Raw genomic sequence first — 19,677 nt, 5'->3', positions numbered from 1 at the left:
CGAGGTCATAATGAATATCTTCGCCGAAGCTGCACGTTTAGAAGAAGAAAACCGGCCCTTTGCGCTCGCCCAGATTATCGAAAGCCGTGGCTCTACACCGCGCCATTCAGGGCAGATGCTGGTGATGGCCGATGGTGACTGTATTGGCACTATCGGTGGCGGCATGATCGAACGCCTGGTGATCGAACAGGCGATTGCCGCCATTTCGGAGCGCAAGGCCAGGGTGTTTCATGGCCGCATGGCACGCACCGGGCAGGATGCGGTAGGCTCGGACTGTGGGGGGGCGATGTCGGTGTATATCGACGTGCATGGCCTGCGCCCGCGTCTGATATTGATTGGAGCCGGGCACGTCAACCGCGCCATCGCCAACGCCGCCAAGCCGCTCGGCTTTGATATTCACGTTGCCGATATCTACCCGGCCAGCCTCGACCCGGCGCTATTTCCGGTGGGCACCACTCTGGTTCATGGCGAGACCTTCCCGGCAGCCATCGACAAGATGAATATTGAACCGGCCAACTTTGTGATCATCGCCACCAACAATCAGGATTGCGAGGCACTCAACGTGCTGATCGAGCAGCCGCTGCGCTATCTGGGATTGCTAGCCAGCCGCCGCAAGGTGCAAACCTTTACCCAACACTTGCGCCAGCGCGGCGTAGATGATGACAAGCTTGCCAGGCTCCATGCCCCAATCGGCTACAACATCGGTGCAGAAACGCCGGAAGAAATCGCCATCAGCGTACTGGCGGAGTTGTTGCAGGTGCGCAACCAGTCCGCTGGCGGGCTGATGAAGAATGACATCCGCTTAACGCGCGACAAACTGGTGGTGATCCGTGGTGCGGGCGATATCGCCACCGGCGTGGCGCTGCGGCTGTACCATGCCGGTTTTCAGGTCATCATGCTGGACATTGCCCAACCGACCGCTATCCGCCGGACGGTGGCATTTGCTCAGGCGATGTTTGACGGCAAAACCTGCGTGGAGGGCGTCACCGCCTGCCTGGCCAACGACGTCAACGAAGCCTTCGACATCATCAACCGTGGCGAGATCCCGCTGCTGGTTGACCCAGAGACCCGCAGCCTGGAACACCTCAAACCCCGTTTTCTGGTAGACGCTATTCTGGCCAAGCAAAACCTGGGCACCCACCGCAATATGGCACCGTTCACCGTGGCCCTCGGCCCTGGCTTCAACGCCGGGCAGGATTGCGATGCGGTGATCGAAACCAATCGCGGCCACGCGCTGGGCCGGGTGATTTATCATGGCTACACCCATCCCAATACCGGTATTCCCGGCAATATCGCTGGCCACACCACCCGCAGGGTGATCCGTGCACCAGCCGATGGCGTCATGCAATGTCGCGTCGCTTTGGGGGATTTGGTGCAGGAGGGGGATGTGGTGGCTCACTGCGGCGAAGCACCGGTGATTGCGCCGCTTTCCGGTATGGTACGCGGCTTGCTGCATGATGGGCTGGAGGTTAAGACCGGCACTAAAATCGGTGATATCGATCCACGCGGCACGCTGGCGGATTACACCACGGTGTCAGATAAGGCGCGGGCAATCGCCGGGGCGGTGCTTGAAGCCATTATGAAACTTGGCCGCAGATAACGGCTGCTGACTCACAAGGGGCGCAAATGTACGCAGCATGCAGCGCCCCTACAAGTGAGTCTGGCGTCTGTGATTAATGGCTAATCACCGTGCCAGTTTTGCCTTCAATGCCCTGCTGAGCCTTGCTCAATACCGTGATTAACGCCTGACGCCCTGGCTTGGATTCGGCAAACGCCACCGCCGCTTCAACCTTCGGCAGCATTGAGCCTTTGGCAAAGTGCCCTTCTTCGATAAAGCGCTGGGCATCGGCAATGCTCAACTGCTCCAGCCATTGCTCATTCGGTTTGCCAAAGTTGATCGCCACCTTTTCCACCGCGGTGAGGATGATCAGCATATCGGCATCGATCATCTCTGCCAGTTTGGCACTGGCCCAGTCTTTGTCTATCACCGCGCTGGCACCCCGCAGATGGTTACCCTCGCGGATCACTGGAATACCGCCGCCCCCCACGGTGATCACCACCTGCCCGGCCTCCATCATGGCGCGTACCGTTTCTTTCTCAACGATGTCGATCGGCTTGGGCGAGGCCACTACCCGGCGATAGCCACGGCCCGCATCTTCTACCATGTTGTAACCGTTCTTGGTCAGTTGGCTGGCTTCGGCCTTGGTAAAGAACGAGCCAATCGGCTTGGTTGGATTGAGGAACGCCGGATCGCTGCCGTTGACGATCACCTGGGTGATCAGCGTGGCTACCGGTTTAACGATATTGCGCTCGAGCAACTCTTCACGTAGGGCGTTTTGCAGATCGTAACCTATATATCCCTGGCTCAATGCGACGCACACCGACATCGGCAGCATCGGCGTATGGGCTTCACTTTTTGCCGCCGCCTCAAACGCCAGGTTGATCATGCCCACCTGAGGGCCATTGCCGTGGGTGACCACCACCTGATGACCGTGCTCGATTAAATCGACAATCGCCCGCGCGGTGGTTTTGACCGCCTGCATCTGTTCCGCCAGGCCTTCACCCAATGCGTTACCGCCCAATGCCAGCACTATTTTCTTGTTCATTTTGATCCTTGTTGTTTAGTGAGGTGTTACCCCATTCTTGCCGCGATCTGGGCATTGAAAGGTCGACGACGCAAGAACTGCCCGTATCCCTGCCGCCCGGTAAATTCGCCATTACGAGCCACGATTTCGCCCCGGCACATCGTCAGCACCGGCGCGCCTTGGCACTGAAAACCTTCATATGGGGAATAGTCCGCATTGTCATGAAGCCGAGCGTGGCTGATAACCGTGGATTGGCGCGGATCAAAGATCACCACGTCTGCATCTGCGCCGGGGTTTAGATTGCCTTTACGCGGCCACAGGCCGAACAACCGCGCCGGATTGCTGCTGGTGAGCGCCACAAAGCGTGAAGGGGAAATCCGCCCGCTCATCACTCCGTAAGAGAACAACAGCATCATGCGATTCTCGACCCCTGGCAGGCCGTTCGGGCAACGGGTAAAATCCCCTGCCGCCATAGCTTGCCGTTGGTGATACGGGAATGTGCAGTGATCGGTGGCGACGGTATCGATAGAACCGTCGGCAATGCCGATCCACAGGCGATCCAATTCCCGCTGGTCCCGCAGCGGTGGGCTGAGGATGTATTTCGCCCCATCTGCACGCAGGTAACATTGTTCGTTGAGCAGCAGATACTGCGGGCAGGTTTCTACCCACACCGGTTGACGTTGTTGACGCGCCAGACGTAAATAATCCAGCCCCAGACCATTGGATAAATGGACGATGTACAGCGGCGCGTTGTCTGCCAGATGGGCCAGATTGATCATCCGGCCAATCGCTTCTGCCTCACATTCCAACGGGCGGCTCAATGCGTGGTGGATCGGCGCTGTTTTACCCGCGGCCACCAGGGCAGCACGGCGCTGAGCTATCGCGGCATCGTTTTCTGGATGGACCGTAGTCAATGCCCCAACCTGCCGCAGTTGCCCCAAGGCCCGCAGCACGTCGGCATCATTGATCTTGTAGAGGTAGGTCAGATACAGCTTAAAGCTGCTGATCCCTTCGTCATGCACCATGCTGGCCATCTCTTCGAGAATGCCATCGTCAATATGCTGGATCACGCCGTGAAAGCCGTAGTCGATCGCCGCATTGCCAGCCGCATACTGGTGGTAGACGTTGAGCTGGTGATGGAGATTGCAGCCCGCCGGGCCAAATCCCATATGATCGATAATGGTGGTAGTGCCGCCGCAGGCCGCCGCGCGGGTGCCGCTAAAAAAATCGTCACAGCTGCGGGCGATGCCGACATCAATATTGAAATGGGTATGGACATCGATGCCGCCGGGCATGACATAACAGCCGGATGCATCGATAACTTCACACTGGCTATCGGCTTCGATCGCCGTGTCGCGCTGGCAGATCACTCCGTTTTCGATCAGCAAATCCTGAGAATACTGTCCGTCGCTATCAACCAGAATGCCGTTCTTAATCAATTGCTTCATTGCTGGCACTCCATAAAAAAATCCGGCAGATCGTGCCGGGTATTTCGCTGTGTGATGCTTGCTGGATGAGGTGCTATTTGGGCCCCTCACCCTAACCCTCTCCCACATGGAGAGGGAACCGATCGAGCTACTACTTGTCACAGCACTCTGCTTTAAATCAAATAGTTACAGATTAACTCCTGGACCTGACAACATCACCGTGCCAGCGCCCTCTCCCGGTGGAGACCGATCAAGTTCGCTGATTTCTATGTGTAATACTTTTCCTCTTACACCCCACTGTCCGAAGCTGCACGGGCCAGCCGCACGCTCCGGACAGCTCCCTCTCCCTGTGGGAGAGGGTTGGGGTGAGGGGCCGCTTATTTCTCCAACTCTTCCAGGTAAGCCAAAGGCACGGCGGCATACATCGCCGCGCAGGTCACCAGATGGTCTTTCCAGGTCTTCTCGTTCGGCGCGTGGGCTTCAGGCTCTTTGCCCGGGCCAAAACCGATCACCGGAATACCGTGACGCCCCATGATGGAGACCCCGTTGGTTGAGAAGGTCCACTTGTCCACCACCGGCTGCTTCTTGAACAGGCCCTGATAGGCTTTGCTCAGGGTTTTCACCGTGATGTGATCTTCTTCGACCTTCCAGGTTGGGAAGTAGCATTCGGTTGGGTACACCAGACCGGTGTAAGACGGACGGCTATAGTCATACATCGACACGACTGCCTTGGCCGCCTGTACCGCTGGCAACGCACGGATCTCGTCCAACGCCCCTTCCCAGGTTTCGCCCCAGGTCAGGCGGCGGTCGATGGATACCGCACAGCTGTCGGCTACCGCGCAGCGACTAGGTGAGGTGAAGAAAATCTCAGAAACGGTCAGCGTACCTTTGCCCAGGAAATCATCGTTGCCCAAGTTGCCAGACAGTTGTTGCAGTTCGTTGAGGATTGGGCCCATTTTGAAAATGGCGTTGTCGCCACGCTCCGGTGCCGAGCCGTGGCAGCTGATGCCTTGCACATCCACGCGGATTTCCATACGGCCACGCTGGCCGCGGTAGATCTGGCAGTCGGTTGGTTCGGTGCTGATCACAAACTCTGGGCGGATGTTGGATTGCTCAATAATGTACTGCCAGCACAGGCCGTCGCAGTCTTCTTCCTGCACGGTGCCGGTCACCAGCAACGTATACTGATCTTCCAGCCCCAGATCCTTGATGATTTTGCCCGCGTAAACCATGGAAGCCATGCCGCCTTCCTGATCCGATGCGCCACGGCCACCGATGATCTCGTCGTTTTCCATGCCTTGATAAGGGTCAAAGGTCCAGTTCTTGATGTTGCCGATGCCGACGGTATCGATATGCGCGTCCATCGCGATCAGGTGTGGGCCGTGGCCGATATAGCCCAGGATGTTGCCCATCGGGTCAATCTCAACCTTGTCGAACCCGACCTTCTCCATCTCTTTCTTGATACACAGCACCACCAGCTTTTCGTCACAGCTTTCGCTAGGGATGGCGATCATGTCCCGCAGGAAGCGCGTCATCTCATCTTTGTATTGGTAGGCTTTCTCTAACACCAATTCGAAAGGAATTTGCTTTGCCATTGTATTTTTTTCTCCAATTTTTTATTACCCCTCGCTACTGCGAGAGGTTGAGTAATCTGACGGTGGTGGTTAAACCGGATGCTTCCCTTCCCACACCACTTCGCGATAGTGCTTCACGTCGGTATCGCCTTCGGAGCTGATCAACAGCACTACCGACTGGCTATCCAGACCGAGTTTTTGCATCAGCTGCGCACGTTGCGGGCTGTGATGCACCGCAGCCAGCACGCCCAACCCCACGGCACCGGACTCGCCGGAGATAATGCGCGGGTCGTTACCCAGCGGATTACCCAACACCCGCATCCCTAACGCCGCCACGCTGTCCTGGCAGGAAATAAATTGTGTGGCACAGTTACGCAGCAGCGGCCAGCCCAAGGGGTTAGGCTCACCACAGGCCAGACCGGCCATGATGGTGGCCATATCGCCGCCCACGTTGACGATCTCCCCTTTTACCCCGGAGCGATAAACGCAGTCGGCCAGATCGGGCTCGACAATCACCGAATGCAGCTTATCCGCACCAAACACGTCGACCAGATAGCCCAATACGCCCGCAGCCATCGCCCCGACACCGGCCTGTAACAGCACATGGGTTGGCCGCTCGATCTGCATCTGCCGCATCTGTTCGGCCGCTTCGTCTGCCAGCGTGGCGTAACCCTGCATGATCCAGGTTGGGATCTTGGTGTAGCCTTCCCAGGCGGTGTCCTGCACCACCTGCCAGCCACGTTCCTGGGCCGTTTTCATGGTCAGGCGCACGGTATCGTCGTAGTTCATATCGGTGACGATGCACTCGGCACCCAGATTAAGAATGTGGTCCACCCTCTCCTGAGCCGAACCTTTGGGCATATACACCACCGCATGCTGGCCCAGCTGTTGCGCCGCCCAGGCGACGCCCCTGCCATGGTTGCCGTCGGTGGTGGTGGCGAAGGTCATCTTCTCGGTCGCCATGGCTTTAAACTTTTCAAAAGAAAACGCATTGATATCAATCTGGTACTTTTCACACAGCAACTGGGCAATGGCGTACGCACCGCCGAGCATCTTGAAGGCGTTTAAGCCAAAGCGTTTGGATTCGTCTTTGACCAGGATTTTCCGCACGCCGAACAGCTGAGCGAGATCGTCCAATGCGCATAACGGCGTTGGCTGATAACCCGCAATCTTTTTATGAAACTCGCGCGCTTTCTGCGCTTGCGCCTTAGAGAACAGAGGGGAGGTTTCGCCGTTAAAATAACGGTTATCCTCTATCGCCACTTTCAATGAAAAAACCGACATAACCGCTACCTCTTCTGGTCGCATTAATCTTCACCGTGCAGGGACACCGCCCGGTATCCCTGACCAGGTAAATTTATTTAATGCGTTTTTCTGCTTCTTTCAGTAATTGATCCAACACCAGGCCCGGGTTGGAGAATTTGCGCGCCATGATCATCGCCGCGATGATATAAGGCTTCCAGCTGGCTTCCTTATAGGTGGCAATACGGTACTTCTCGAATACGCTGGCACAGACTTCCCCTTCACTGCAGGATACGTCGGTGATATCCGCTGGCAGGCAGTGCATATAGAGCGCTTCGCCGCCTTTAGTCAGCTTCATCATCTCTTCGGTGCAGTGCCAGTTTTTGTAGTAGGCGTTTTGCGCCAGGCACTGTTGCTCCAGCGCCTTGAGGCCCGCGTGATCGTCGGCACGCAGCAGATCGGTACGCTGCTCCATGACCTTGTACGGCGCCCAGGATTTCGGATAAACGATGTCCGCACCCTGGAAGGCTTCGGCCATCGAGGTCACCTGCTGGAAGCTGCCACCGGACGCGGCGGCGTTGTTCTTCGCCACTTCGATCACGTCTGGGATCAGGTCGTAACCTTCTGGATGGGCCAGCGTCACCTTCATGCCAAAGCGGGTCATCAGGCCAATGATGCCCTGCGGCACCGACAGCGGTTTGCCATAGCTGGGTGAATAGGCCCAGGTCATGGCGATCTTCTTGCCTTTCAGGTTTTCCAGGCTGCCGAAGTGCTCCTGCAACCACGCCAGATCCGCCATCGCCTGGGTTGGGTGATCGATATCGCACTGCAAGTTGACCAGTGCCGGGCGCTGTGGCAGCACACCCTTCTCGAACCCTTCATCCAGCGCGGCACCCACCTCACGCATGTAGGCGTTGCCTGCCCCCAGATACATGTCGTCACGGATACCGATGGCATCCGCACAGAAGGAGATCATATTGGCCGTTTCACGCACCGTCTCCCCATGGGCGATCTGCGATTTACCTTCATCCAGATCCTGCTGCGCCAAACCCAGCAGGTTGAGCGCCGAGGCATAAGAAAAACGGGTACGCGTGGAGTTATCACGGAAAATGGAGATGCCTAAGCCACTGTTGAAAATCTTGGTGGCAATGTTTTCTGAGCGCATGGTTTTCAGCGATTCCGCCAGCTTGAGCACCAGTTCCAGCTCGTCACGGCTCTGTTCCCACGTCAGCAAAAAGTCCTTTTGATGTAAATTGGACTTTAACGCGCTTATTTCCTTAATTAACTGGTTAACTGTTCTCATCTTTGCCCCTAAATAGAGAGTGTGGTGGTAATCCGTTAAAACAAGTGCCTAACTTCGGAATAACAAATACGCTTTTTTCAGCGTCTGGCTACAGGACAATCAATAAGCGTGCCAACAAGGGGAAAGTTAAGCTACGCAACATAAAACAGCGGATTATTATGATGGCGATCACATAAAATGGGGTTTTAGCAGCGGTTAAAGTGAAATTTTTAGTCAGGCTATTGCCGGCGAGGGATAATTCCCTGCGGCGTAAATCGGCCATTTATAATTATCAGCCTTTCTCGCGACCCAAAATGATAGGAATTAGCGTGCAGTATCATTTTGATAATAAAATGTGATGCTAACAGCAGAATCTCTATTCTCTGTGGGATTAGCTTGATGACTATCAAATTATATCTGGCCGTAGTGTATTATCGTTTCTTTTTCAATGACGATAACGGGAGACGCGTGATGATAGCACCGGCCACTGCCCAGTCGGCTCTTATGCAGATCCAACCGACAATTTTGCGCTTTACCAAGATGCTCTCCAGCGTGTTGCTGCTGGAGGTAGAGATTGTCGATGCCAACCTGGTACGCGTGGCAGGCACTGGCCCGTATGGCAAACAATTTGGCATCAAGCTCGGCAGCAATTCCTGGTTGTTGAAATATGTACTTGATACTAAAAATGAAAAGATAGTCACCCACTCCCGTTATGACCCGGTGTGTGAAGGCTGCACCAGCAAAGATGAGTGCCAGGAAAAGGCCTTCCTCGGCATTCCTATCCTGTTCCAGGATACCTGCATCGGCGTGATCAGCCTGGTGGCCTTCACCCTGGAGCAGCAGCAAAGGTTGCGGGATAATCTGCAAGAATTCTCGGGTTACGTGCGCAATATCTCCAACGTTTTCGTTTCTAACTTATTGGAGACACAAGGCAGCAGCGGTGGCTTAAATAAAGTGCTTTTCAGCCTGATTGAAAATATGGATCAGGGGGTGTTAATACTCAATGAAAAGAGCCAGGTGAAATTTGCCAATATGATGGCCTTGAAACAGCTCAATATGCCGCAGGAAAATATTATCGGCAAAACCTTTACTATTCGCGCCCTCACCTTCCAGCAAAATTACACCAGCGGACATCTGCAACATATTCTCTCCTTCGACGATAACCAAGAGATTATGATTGGCCAGCTACATCAGGTTCAGGACCATCAATTATTTTTAATGGCCTTCCATCAGTCACATTCTTCATTTAACGAAACTCTAGTCCTGCAAGACCCGCGCATTGAGCAGTTGGCGGGGGAAAGCAAACCGATGCGCCTGCTGAAGAGTTTAATTACCCGTATTGCCCCAAGCCCCTCCAGCGTATTGGTGGTTGGTGAAAGCGGCACCGGCAAAGAAGTGGTGGCGCGGGCGATCCACCGGCTGAGCAACCGCAGCGATAAACCCTTTATCGCCATTAACTGCGCCGCCATTCCGGATCAACTGCTGGAGAGTGAACTGTTTGGCTATCTGAAAGGCGCATTTACCGGCGCTTCGGCCAATGGCAAGGTGGGGCTGATCCAGGCGGCCAATCAGGGGACGCTATTCCTGGATGAGATCGGCGATATGCCGCTAATGTTGCAGGCCAAGCTGCTGCGCACGGTGGAATCCCGTGAGGTGTTGCCGATCGGTTCCAGCAAGCCGATCCCGGTCGATATCCGCATTATCTCCGCCACCAACCAGAACCTGGAACAGTACATTGCCGAAGGCAAGTTCCGTGAAGACCTCTATTACCGCCTGAACGTTATCCCCATCACCCTGCCACCGCTGCGTGAGCGCGAAGGCGATATCGAACTGCTGGTGCACTATTTCCTCAGTTTGCACACCAAGAGGATCGGCATTATCTACCCCGGCATCTCGGCAGAGGTACTCGAGCTGTTACGCCGACACCGCTGGCCAGGCAACGTGCGCGAACTGAGTAATTTGATGGAGTATCTGGTTAACGTGGTGCCGAGCGGTGAAATCATCGATACCTATCTGCTGCCGCCCAATCTGACCCGTGGGCAACATCTGGAGGCTCGCGCCAGCGTGTCTACGTATAAGGCCACAGAGAGTTGCGAAAACCACGATATGGCGGGCTTGGAGAGTATGGAGAAGCTGATGATTGAGGAGGCGCTGAGCCAGCATGCTAACAAGAAGGTGGTGGCGGAGAAGCTGGGGATTGGTATCGCGACGCTGTATCGCAAGATAAAGAAGTATGAGCTGTCTTCTCATTGAGGGGGGAGATTAATTGTGTGCCGGGCTGGCGCGTTTAGCTGGCTAGCCCTAGACCGTCCTTGTGTTCAGCTATCAATCTGGCTCTGATCTCTTTTCAAGGCATATTAACGCCCTTATCTCAATCTGCGAAATGCATCGCATTATTTTTGCTTCAAAAAACCTCAATTTACATATGAAAACAGCTAGACTCATTAAAACTACATATTGTAGTATTTACATCATATCGTAGTAAAATGTACGGTATGTTATGGTTGTCTTATGACATTCAGCAACCAAGACAACTATGGCGATCAGTAGCGAAGAACGTGATTTTTTCATTGCGTTGGGCAAACGCATTACCAGCCTGCGTAAAGAACGTACCATTACTCAGACCGAATTGGCTGAGCAGTTGGGCGTTTCTCAACAGACAGTGCAAGCATGGGAGGCTGGCCGCCGTCGTATCAAGGTGTCTTCACTCCCAGACGTAGCAAACATTTTTTCGGTTTCGCTAGAGGAATTGTTTGGAGCAACGACGGAGTCTTCCCTCCGCGAGAGTGTCCCGACTCCGAAGTGGCAGCAGCAGATAGAAGCGATTGCTAATTTGCCGCGGGAAAAACAGCAGATAATTTCAGAGATGTTAAGCGCAATGATTGCACAGGTGCGTAACTAACTGATAAGTAACGCGGCGATAACGGGTTGCAGCCCACTATCGCCGCTCACCACAAGCAACTAAGCAGGAGTTGATTATGGCTAAGCACGATTCTAAGTCAGGTATCCCCGCAAATAAAGCACCCAAAACAACACGCCACTACACCGTGGGCTATACGCCCAACCGGGGCATCAAGAAGCCCGCTCCTCAGCTGATTATTAAGGGTTATTGGCTGGAGGAGCTGGGGTTTTTAACCGGCCAGCAGGTCACGGTAAATATTGAACAGGGAAGATTGATTATTCAGGCGGAGGGGAATGTATGAACGGGACTCATATTATGCAGGCAACCACTGGAGGATTTATTCCTGAGCTGATTATCGATGGTAGGGATATTATCAAGGCGGGATTTTTGTCGAGGGCTGTATTTAAGATAGAGCCGTATCAGGATGGATTGATAATAACGTTAGTTTCTAATGAGGAAGAGATTGAGCGGTTATTATTGGAGGTGGATGCTCATACTGATATCGGCGTGGACTGGATACGGGATAACGGTGAGCTGTATCTGGCGGGAGACTGGTTGGCGCAATGCGGCCTGACCGGGCAACTACAGGTGATCAGCGTGATACCCGGCCAGTTGGTGATTCAGGTACAGCAGGGTAATATATTGGCGTAGTAACAGATAAAAATAGCCGGAAAGATCTAGGGGAGGTCCTCCCGGCCCAACTATAGATATATCTTAATAAAAATCATGCTCGTAAATCATATAGATCTTTTGCTTCCTCATCCATATCTAGACTACCAAGAGCACCAAGATCTAAACTGTAAATTTTATCACTATAATCTTTTGAGCAAATAAAATACCCAAGATCACCATCTTGTCCTATTAAAAAATAGTCCGACCCAACCTCTTGTATTGTATACGTTTCATTTCTCTCAATGACATCTAGATAATTAAATATATGAACAGAGCCACCTTGCTTATTTTCTATCTCATAGACTTCTTTATCTTTAACTTCCTCAGATAAAAATTTCTTATACGCATTTGGTAATTTAACACCTTGGCTAAACTCTATGCGTTCTAACTCTTCTAAAACTTTATCTTTATCCATATACAACCACCTTTATTATTAAAATGACAATGCATTAAATATCAAAGAACGGATTGAGTTTGTTACTTTCCCTGAGTCCATCAAAATATTTATAGGCATCATTAAGGGCTCGTCTTGCTCGTTTTACCGGAACTCCAGCTTTTAATATTTCGCTATAACTAGTATTGAACTCCTGCTTCAACGTTGTATCCTAACCACCAGGTAAAGCACGTCAAACTCATTGAGCCGCACGAATTTTAGCGTGAGGGCTACCAGATGCTGATTTCAATAATGTTGCTGGTGCAGAGTCTCGGTGAAATACACTAATTTTTTCTTGGTCCATGCATCCTGAATAGGGTGGTGACCTTGGACAAAACCATCAGTTTTACTATTCGTATGTCCCGAAGCACGATTTACTCCTGGAGATAAATTACCATGGGGATCTACATCACTGGCTCTAAAACCATTCGGTGCATTACATGTACTCAACCCAAGCGGATCGATCCATCCCAGCGGGTTATACACATACGCATAAGGATTCCCGCCCCCCGCCAGCCCTATCGGGTCTGGGCACAGGTAATACCCCTCGCGCGAGTCATACTACCGGTTCAGTTGGAAGACCTCCGCCAAAAATGCATCATACTCAAGAATCTCAATCACGCTACCGCCCTGTTATCTGCATAAAATTATTTTAAATCAAATAGTAATGAAAATATAGACTGATTGAGGTATAGGAATATCACCTAATGAACTCCATGACTGGATACGGGATAACGGCGAGTTGTATCGGGCGGGGGACTGGTTGACGCAGTTCGGCCTGACCGGGCAACCGCTGACGATCAGCGCAGGTGGTGGTTCGGGTTTAACAGAGTTGTATGTGCACTGACATGTAATAATTAGCGGGAATGATCCTGATAGGATCATTCCACGCCAGAAGAGAGTTAGCCAATATTCTCCCTCTTAATTAATCTTCCATCGTCAAGTGTCAGATAGTCTCTCTTATCTCCATGTGTGATCTCCACATATTCATTAACCACAACTGCATCAACAATTCCACAGAGGTAATGCCAAAAAGACTTTTTGGCATTATTATAAAGAAGCACCCCCCACTCACATGGAATTAAATAGCGATCTTCAGGGAGATGAATAACATCATACACAATGCCGCCAAGCCGTGATATTTCAGAACGAGCTTCTTCTGTAAAAACTATTAACCCATCATCTTTTTCACCTTGAGATGCATTACAGTCTGGACATCTTTCCAGATCCGATTCATAGCTAGAATAACAATTTTGACATATAGTATATTTCATCAACCCTCTCTTATCTAATTGGAATACTAGATGTAATAACACCTGGACCAGCACCACCAATATGCGGATCAACATGGTCTGTAATAACACGTATTTTTTGTGTTACCCCATTTTGGGTCGATGTACCTTCAAATACCTTACCAAAGAACCCTTCCCTATTAGAAATGACTTGATTTGCAGGATTATTAGCAACCTCCACTGTAGCATGCGCAATATCTCTATTGCTCCACTCCGATGGGAATAGTGAGCCTTTTTGCCTTTTAGGCTTCATTGATGCATATGGTTCTTGCTTAGGAGGACCAACATGAGGAGAGTGTCTCCTTAATATATGACGAAGTGAGCCAAACGAGAACTTATAGCCATCATTACCAGCATTTCCTACAGGAGGACACGTCGCTAGTCCTAGCGGATCTATCCATCCCAGCGGGTTATGTACATAAGCATAAGGATTCCCTCCCCCCACCAGCCCTATCGGGTCAGGACACAGGTAACCTCTCTCGCAGGAATCATACTACCGTTTCAGGTGGTACACCTCTGCCCAAAATGCATCATACTCAAGGATCTTAATCACTCTACCGCCCTTCCTTGATAATTTTTATCCGCACAAAACCATTTTAAATCAGTTGGTAACGTAAATAGAGGCTGATTGAAGTGTTGCCCTCCAATGAGGGCACAGACTGGATATGGGATTGACATAGCTAAATCTGACCGGACACCTACTGATGATCAACATGGCGCCCGGCAGGGTGGTGATTTGAATACGCTAAGGAAATATGCTGGCTTAAAAAATAGAATCTTGTTAAATCAATGGGTAAAACTCATTGATTTTCAAGTCAAACTATGATGATACATCTCCCTTTGCAATAGGTTTAAATTCAAAATACTCACCCATAAAGCGGATAACTTCTGATAAATTGCAATTCAAAAAACCCAGTACTTCTATAAACCATGATAAATGCTCGCTTATCTCATCAACATTCTCTTCATTTATAGACAAGAAGCAAATAGCCAAACGAGACATTAACAATGATTTATCTTTAAACCCCCTGACATTTTTATCGTCAACACATCCCCACCAATATGACAGCGCTGATTTTCTGTCTTCATCCGTTATTAGTCCATCTAAATAACCCTGCGTTATCTTAACAGGATCATTATTGCATCCGTCAAAAGTTAAATTTAACGACTTAGTTACTTCAATTAAAAATTTCAAATACAACCTAACTGATGCGCTTTTACTTTCCGGCCATTTAATCAAACTAATGCTTATAGTCATTAGATAATCACCCCAAAATATATAAGGATATCATTGCAAGATGTACATGCTGTTTTTTGTTTTACGCCAAAATCCAGAAGCACCAATATTAATAGCCCTAGAAGAATCACCAACCAATAATGATTAAGCAGAGAAGGCCTGATTATATTCCAGGCCATTCTTGGATTCATTTAAAAGTCATATTTTATTAATTTTTAGACTACTTATAAATTCTTCAAAGTCACTAGTTATATTTAACTCCACACTGGCGAATGCAGGGGTAATATAATGAGAGAAAATCTTCATATAGAAAGATGCTTTTTTTATTGCATCATACCTGTTAGTAACAATACTTTCATTGCGATACAAAACAGGCTGTCCTTTCCCACTTTTCTTAAAATAGAAGTCTACATCATAAAAGCATACAGGAATTCCATCTAAAGCATCTTCATCAAAAATCCGACACCCTATTGATACAACCGCAATAATATTTTCGCTAGTTGATAATGGATACTCTGCTCGTGAAATAAACAAGTCTTCGCCAAAGAAATGATCTTTAACCAGAAACAACTCATCTGTGGACTCTATATTCTTAAAGTCTGACGGATCCACATCAAACATATTGTTTTTTTGCACAAACCAAGAAGATGGCACATAAAATCCAGCCAGTGGAGGATATTCATTGAATACATTTATTTTATTCATCACATCTCATACCTTACTCAAGTAATCGAAATATTTCTCAGAAGCAATTGGATGTCCATGGAGTTCGTTTGTGCTCTTTGTAACCTCAACCCTCATATACTGTGTCGGCTTCCCATTGTTATAGCCAATAGTTCTTCCAGTATCGTATATATAATAGTCAGACCCGCCACTCTGCGGAGCATAATTTCCATGTCGGAGAGCTTCTTTTTCTAGTTGATTTCTAAAACTAGTGGCCTCTTTTGAGTTCATACTACCTTGAACCTTTTCATTCCAGTATTGAGCAGGCCCTTTATTACTAGATAATTTAATTGCTTCAGCCTGTGTTTTGGCTTTCGTATGTTTATCATACTCAGCAGAACTTGAATGATGTCTTCTCTTCCTATCTGCTTTAGGGCATCACCAAGGCGGGATTTGTGGCGGGTGCGGTATTTAAGATAGAACCGTACCAGGACGGGCTGGTAATAACATTGATTTCTGATGAGGTTGAGATTGAGCGGTTATTTTTGGATGTAGGCACTCATCCCCATATTGGTGGGGACTGGGTACGGGATAACGGTGAGCTGTATCTGGCGGGAGACTGGTTGACACAGTATGGCCTACCGGGCCCCACTTGGCGATGAGCATGATGCTCGGCAAGGTGATGATTCAGGTTCAGCAGGGTGCTATGTTAGCATAGCAACCAATTAAAATAGCCGGTAAGATCCAAGGAGGATCTTTCCATATTTAATCATTCATTATTAAAGCACATTTATTCCATACAACACATTCGCTTTATTTTTCAGAGTATTTTAAATTGAAAAATATTTTCATTAAATTTTCCAAACGCATCTATTCTATTAAAAACAGATACGATTTGCTTGAACTCTTTAGCATACCTTTCCTTAAATATATCACTATTAGACCACAGTATAATTAAAGGCCTATCCTCCGTATCAATAGGAACCATAAAGTCATATAGTGCATCAGGGTTATTTCCAAAATATGGTCCAAAATCAAATTCATTAGAAAAAAAACGATACACGTCCATTGGGGTTGTCTGCTTATTACCATCTATTATTATTTTTTTCATAATTAATTACCTCCCATTACATTTCCAACTACCCAATTGCTCTGCTGTATCATAATGATTTGATGTTATATAAGTTAATCCATCACTAGAATATAATAACCTCGTCCCTGGTTGTTTTGCTCTAGACATGTGATTATTTAGGCCAACATCAGCTTAGAACCAAGTCCTTCCAGGTGCATCGGGCAGAATACCTGTACTGTTAGCGAAAACATCTCCACCTATTTGCCCTCCCGGAACATAGTTCCCTAAAGCTTTTCCTTTAGACCAACCTGCGGCTTCTGCTTGTGCTTTTGTTACATAATTACCTGGTAATTTTCCTGTTGCTTTCAGGCTATTTACAGCATCATTTGCGCTTTCCGCCGTTCTATAATATTGATTGAGTAATGCTCCCTGTGCTGAAATCGCAGGGTAGATACCGCCTGATAATGAGGCATTTATAACTTGCAATCCTAACGGGTCTATCCATGTCAGCGGATTGTGAACATACCCATAAGGATTCCCGCCCCCCGCCAGCCCTATCGGGTCTGGGCACAGGTAACGTCCCTCCTGCGAATCATACTACCGGTTCAGTTGGTACACCCCGCCAGAAATGCATCATACTCAAGGACCTTAATCACTCTACCGCCCTCCCTTGATAACTTTTATCTGCATAAAACCATTTAAAATCAACTAGTAATTTAAATACAGACAGAATGACATATGAAAATCTCTCCATACTTGCCCTGACTCGATACGGTATAATGGCGAGTTGCATCTGGTGAAAGACTAATTGCTCAGGAACCCTCAATGAACATCCTTTAGAAATCAGCATGATGCGCAATGAGGGAATCCCAATATAGTGGAAAATAAAAGTAATGAGATAAGAGCAAAATTATCTTTGCTCTTTATGTACCATAATATTGATAGTCCGCTATCTAAGAAGTGGGATATTTTTTTCTTGCCAATTCAAGATAATTATCAAAGTCTATATTCGCCCCGTATTCATCTATAGCGTCTATTACTATAAAAGAAAAAAACTTCATCAAAAAATTAATTTCACTTACCATTTTCTTTCTTGTGTCAACAACATTAGTAAATATGAATATATTATTTTTTGACTTCCCTTTAAATAGAGAAAGCGTAATGTCATATTTTACTAAATTGTAATTAACAACTCCCGAAGATGATATTTCACCCATATCATCTTCGTATAACGTACACCCTACATCTACAACAGCCTTTAATAACATATTATTATTTGCATGTATTTCACAAGACGAATAGAACATACATGATGAGAAGAAATTTTCTCTAATTAAAAATTGTTCATCTGGATCTGCCGAATTATTTAATATTGACACATCACTATCAATCAAATTATTTTTAGAAACCATCCAACCTGATGGGACACTCAAATTTTCAAGTAGTAACTTCATGCTAATTTCATTGTATAAATTCATTTTTTAGATCTCATATAAACATCATAATCAGTCTTAGATATAGGATGACCATGGAATTCAGGGACAGGGGTATTGGTAACTTCCACACGAATGTATTGCGTTGGCTTGCCATTATTATAACCTATGGTTTTACCCATATAATGGATGTAATAAGATGATCCTTTGTTCCCCAAGTCAATTTCGACACCATTCTTTAGCGCTAATTTTTCCGTGGAGTTTCTGAATGCTTTCACCTGACTAGATGTGGCATTATCCGGTAAACTATCACCCCAGTATTGTGCTGGTTTACCCCCAGAGGATTTAGATATAGCTTGCTCTTTGTTTTTTGCTTGAGTGTGTTTTACATAATCAGCAGATGTTGAATGATGCCTGTTTCTTCTATCAGCTTTAGGACACCCCGCAAGCCCCAGTGGATCGATCCATCCCAGCGGGTTATGCACGTAACTATACGGGTTCATCCCCCCCGCCAGCCCTATCGGGTCATAGGGCGGGTTCCGACACCATCGTACTTTTTAACAGCCTGCAACCCGCGCCATGCCTGTGTTTTTAAAGAGCAGCATTCACACCGTTAACACTTCTGCAACCCAACAACCCCGACGCGCACTTTTTCGCCAACCGCCAGTATAACGGCTAGCCAACCTGTTGTTAACCCTTTGTTTTTACTGCTTCCTGTTTTGTGAACACCATCACCACTACTCACCAGAGGTCGATCCGGCTCCGGTCACGGCACTCCGGCAGCCCCACCGCCGGAGTGACGGGGCCGGACTGCGGGTGCGGGTGGCATAGAACCCGCAAGCGACGGAACGGCGCTATGAGGCTCCACTGCCAGACCGGGTTTTGAGTTTGCATGACCGCGCCGCACCGGGGTGGGTAGCGTGAGCTGGCGAGACGGTTAGGAGTGACCGGCTGCTTCACCGCAGGGCACGACCCGGCGTAGCCAGATTGCGCCGGGCGGGCATTAAGCCTTTAAGCAGAGGCCTTTGGCCGACTTCCCTTTGGCCGTTGACCTTAACCCACAACACCGGAGGTTGACCGCCACGGACGGCGGCACACCCCAGCGTTGAACTGAGCACCGCTGCCAACAGCGGCGGACGTTTACGACCAGCGCGCCACGCCGGGCCAGGAGGCCGACTGCGGGGGCGCAAGACATAATGCGGATTATACGTTGTAAGCCGCTTTGAGCTGTTAAGGTAAGATTCTGTCGGCGGGCGGCGCACTACGTATAATCCCCCCGCATTATGTTTAATGGACGCAAGCCGGGAACCCAACAGGCAGAGAACACCTCAGCCTAACCCCGGTGCGCGGCCATTGACCCCCGCACACGCCGATGCCAGAACAGGCAGGCGGGAGACTGGTTGACGCAGAGCGGCCTGACCGGGCAACCGCTGGCGATCAGCGTAATGCCTGGTAAGGTGGTGATTAAGATTCAGCAGGGTAATATGTTGGCGTAGCCATAATAAAAAAGCCGGAAAGATCTAGAGGGGATATTCCCGGCTTTTTATAAGCCATTATTTACTCTTCTACAAAATCAACAGGAATGTTTTTTTTCAGAAAAATATTGCTAACTTGTTCTTTAATTTTCTTTTGATCATTTAAGTCACCATATACAGATAAAGCGACCTTATCATTTAAAATGAAAATATCAAAGAGCGGCGGCTCTTTAATCTGATAATTCTCGCCATGTCTAACAAAACCGTAGCCTCCAGATTCTGACACATACGCTTTTTGATACTTAGCTTGCAATTCTAACAATATTTCATCTAATGTGTCTTTAGATATTTGAGAATTCAACTCTGAAAACAATTCCAAACTCATGAT

Annotated in this window: 20 protein-coding genes and 4 pseudogenes; 6 read left to right on the top strand and 18 right to left on the bottom strand. The window is 49.0% G+C overall.

Annotated features, from left to right (window positions below):
- Positions 1 to 10 precede the first annotated feature (10 nt).
- On the top strand, positions 11 to 1,600 hold the full coding sequence (yqeB, locus tag IMQ33_RS02870) for a selenium-dependent molybdenum cofactor biosynthesis protein YqeB (protein WP_161740592.1): 1,590 nt from the start codon (positions 11 to 13) through the stop codon (positions 1,598 to 1,600).
- A 73-nt stretch (positions 1,601 to 1,673) separates the two neighbouring features.
- Here the strand turns inward: yqeB and arcC are convergent, their stop codons facing one another.
- The 5 genes from arcC to ygeW all read right to left on the bottom strand — a co-directional run bounded on the left by arcC (position 1,674) and on the right by ygeW (position 8,131).
- Positions 1,674 to 2,606, bottom strand: coding sequence for a carbamate kinase (gene arcC, locus IMQ33_RS02865; protein ID WP_186578807.1), 933 nt, complete (start codon positions 2,604 to 2,606; stop codon positions 1,674 to 1,676).
- Between the two features lie 26 nt (positions 2,607 to 2,632).
- Positions 2,633 to 4,033, bottom strand: a complete 1,401-nt coding sequence (gene hydA / locus IMQ33_RS02860) for a dihydropyrimidinase (RefSeq protein ID WP_196061786.1) — start codon at positions 4,031 to 4,033, stop codon at positions 2,633 to 2,635.
- 356 nt (positions 4,034 to 4,389) lie between these two features.
- Complete coding sequence (locus tag IMQ33_RS02855; protein ID WP_024529729.1) at positions 4,390 to 5,607, bottom strand: YgeY family selenium metabolism-linked hydrolase; 1,218 nt, start codon at positions 5,605 to 5,607, stop codon at positions 4,390 to 4,392.
- Positions 5,608 to 5,676: 69 nt separating this feature from the next.
- Positions 5,677 to 6,870 carry a diaminopropionate ammonia-lyase gene (dpaL, locus tag IMQ33_RS02850; protein WP_098931644.1) on the bottom strand — a complete coding sequence of 398 codons (1,194 nt, stop codon included), beginning with the start codon at positions 6,868 to 6,870 and terminating at the stop codon, positions 5,677 to 5,679.
- A gap of 73 nt (positions 6,871 to 6,943) precedes the next feature.
- Positions 6,944 to 8,131: a knotted carbamoyltransferase YgeW gene (ygeW, locus tag IMQ33_RS02845; RefSeq protein ID WP_024529727.1), complete on the bottom strand. Its 1,188-nt coding sequence runs from the start codon at positions 8,129 to 8,131 to the stop codon at positions 6,944 to 6,946.
- A 483-nt stretch (positions 8,132 to 8,614) separates the two neighbouring features.
- Between ygeW and IMQ33_RS02840 the strand changes: the two genes are divergently transcribed.
- From IMQ33_RS02840 to IMQ33_RS02825, 4 genes are all read left to right on the top strand, one after another.
- Entirely contained in the window at positions 8,615 to 10,363 is a 1,749-nt protein-coding gene (locus IMQ33_RS02840) for a sigma-54-dependent Fis family transcriptional regulator (RefSeq protein ID WP_029711303.1), read from the top strand.
- Positions 10,364 to 10,646: 283 nt separating this feature from the next.
- Positions 10,647 to 11,012, top strand: coding sequence for a helix-turn-helix domain-containing protein (locus IMQ33_RS02835; RefSeq protein ID WP_196061787.1), 366 nt, complete (start codon positions 10,647 to 10,649; stop codon positions 11,010 to 11,012).
- Positions 11,013 to 11,088: 76 nt separating this feature from the next.
- Positions 11,089 to 11,313, top strand: coding sequence for a SymE family type I addiction module toxin (locus tag IMQ33_RS02830; RefSeq protein WP_196061788.1), 225 nt, complete (start codon positions 11,089 to 11,091; stop codon positions 11,311 to 11,313).
- Positions 11,310 to 11,663 (top strand): SymE family type I addiction module toxin, encoded by a 354-nt coding sequence (locus tag IMQ33_RS02825; protein ID WP_196061789.1) that lies wholly within the window; start codon positions 11,310 to 11,312, stop codon positions 11,661 to 11,663. The genes IMQ33_RS02830 and IMQ33_RS02825 overlap by 4 nt, the downstream gene beginning before the upstream one ends.
- Before the next feature lie 73 nt (positions 11,664 to 11,736).
- On the opposite strand, the gene IMQ33_RS02820 is transcribed toward IMQ33_RS02825, so the two are convergent.
- The 12 genes and pseudogenes from IMQ33_RS02820 to IMQ33_RS26340 form a co-directional block, all read right to left on the bottom strand.
- On the bottom strand, positions 11,737 to 12,099 hold the full coding sequence (locus IMQ33_RS02820) for an SMI1/KNR4 family protein (protein WP_196061790.1): 363 nt from the start codon (positions 12,097 to 12,099) through the stop codon (positions 11,737 to 11,739).
- A gap of 34 nt (positions 12,100 to 12,133) precedes the next feature.
- A pseudogene (locus tag IMQ33_RS26345) lies at positions 12,134 to 12,678 on the bottom strand (RHS repeat-associated core domain-containing protein); the annotation flags it as partial.
- A 341-nt stretch (positions 12,679 to 13,019) separates the two neighbouring features.
- On the bottom strand, positions 13,020 to 13,391 hold the full coding sequence (locus IMQ33_RS02800) for a hypothetical protein (protein ID WP_196061792.1): 372 nt from the start codon (positions 13,389 to 13,391) through the stop codon (positions 13,020 to 13,022).
- A 10-nt stretch (positions 13,392 to 13,401) separates the two neighbouring features.
- Entirely contained in the window at positions 13,402 to 13,662 is a 261-nt protein-coding gene (locus IMQ33_RS26060) for a hypothetical protein (RefSeq protein WP_230326681.1), read from the bottom strand.
- A gap of 114 nt (positions 13,663 to 13,776) precedes the next feature.
- Positions 13,777 to 13,884, bottom strand: a pseudogene (locus tag IMQ33_RS26315) (RHS repeat-associated core domain-containing protein); the annotation flags it as partial.
- A gap of 345 nt (positions 13,885 to 14,229) precedes the next feature.
- The gene (locus tag IMQ33_RS02790) at positions 14,230 to 14,667 is read right to left on the bottom strand and encodes a hypothetical protein (protein WP_186578795.1); all 438 of its coding nucleotides are present in this window, start codon (positions 14,665 to 14,667) and stop codon (positions 14,230 to 14,232) included.
- A 177-nt stretch (positions 14,668 to 14,844) separates the two neighbouring features.
- Positions 14,845 to 15,354, bottom strand: coding sequence for a hypothetical protein (locus IMQ33_RS02785; RefSeq protein WP_196061793.1), 510 nt, complete (start codon positions 15,352 to 15,354; stop codon positions 14,845 to 14,847).
- Between the two features lie 775 nt (positions 15,355 to 16,129).
- Positions 16,130 to 16,420 (bottom strand): barstar family protein, encoded by a 291-nt coding sequence (locus tag IMQ33_RS02780; RefSeq protein ID WP_196061794.1) that lies wholly within the window; start codon positions 16,418 to 16,420, stop codon positions 16,130 to 16,132.
- Between the two features lie 153 nt (positions 16,421 to 16,573).
- Positions 16,574 to 16,858 (bottom strand): ribonuclease domain-containing protein, encoded by a 285-nt coding sequence (locus IMQ33_RS26055; protein WP_337048829.1) that lies wholly within the window; start codon positions 16,856 to 16,858, stop codon positions 16,574 to 16,576.
- Between the two features lie 6 nt (positions 16,859 to 16,864).
- Positions 16,865 to 16,978: pseudogene (locus IMQ33_RS26265) on the bottom strand (RHS repeat-associated core domain-containing protein); the annotation flags it as partial.
- A 356-nt stretch (positions 16,979 to 17,334) separates the two neighbouring features.
- Positions 17,335 to 17,835 (bottom strand): hypothetical protein, encoded by a 501-nt coding sequence (locus IMQ33_RS02765; RefSeq protein ID WP_196061469.1) that lies wholly within the window; start codon positions 17,833 to 17,835, stop codon positions 17,335 to 17,337.
- A 413-nt stretch (positions 17,836 to 18,248) separates the two neighbouring features.
- A pseudogene (locus IMQ33_RS26340) lies at positions 18,249 to 18,341 on the bottom strand (RHS repeat-associated core domain-containing protein); the annotation flags it as partial.
- Between the two features lie 873 nt (positions 18,342 to 19,214).
- Between IMQ33_RS26340 and IMQ33_RS02755 the strand changes: the two are divergent.
- Positions 19,215 to 19,310, top strand: a complete 96-nt coding sequence (locus IMQ33_RS02755) for a hypothetical protein (protein WP_337048749.1) — start codon at positions 19,215 to 19,217, stop codon at positions 19,308 to 19,310.
- A gap of 61 nt (positions 19,311 to 19,371) precedes the next feature.
- On the opposite strand, the gene IMQ33_RS02750 is transcribed toward IMQ33_RS02755, so the two are convergent.
- Complete coding sequence (locus IMQ33_RS02750) at positions 19,372 to 19,674, bottom strand: hypothetical protein (protein ID WP_196061467.1); 303 nt, start codon at positions 19,672 to 19,674, stop codon at positions 19,372 to 19,374.
- Positions 19,675 to 19,677: the final 3 nt, after the last annotated feature.

The sequence above is a fragment of the Serratia sp. Res13-Sevr-LER1-36-b genome (assembly GCF_015673035.1).
GTDB lineage: Bacteria > Pseudomonadota > Gammaproteobacteria > Enterobacterales > Enterobacteriaceae > Chania > Chania fonticola_C.
This window is presented reverse-complemented; position numbering and strand designations above follow the sequence as displayed.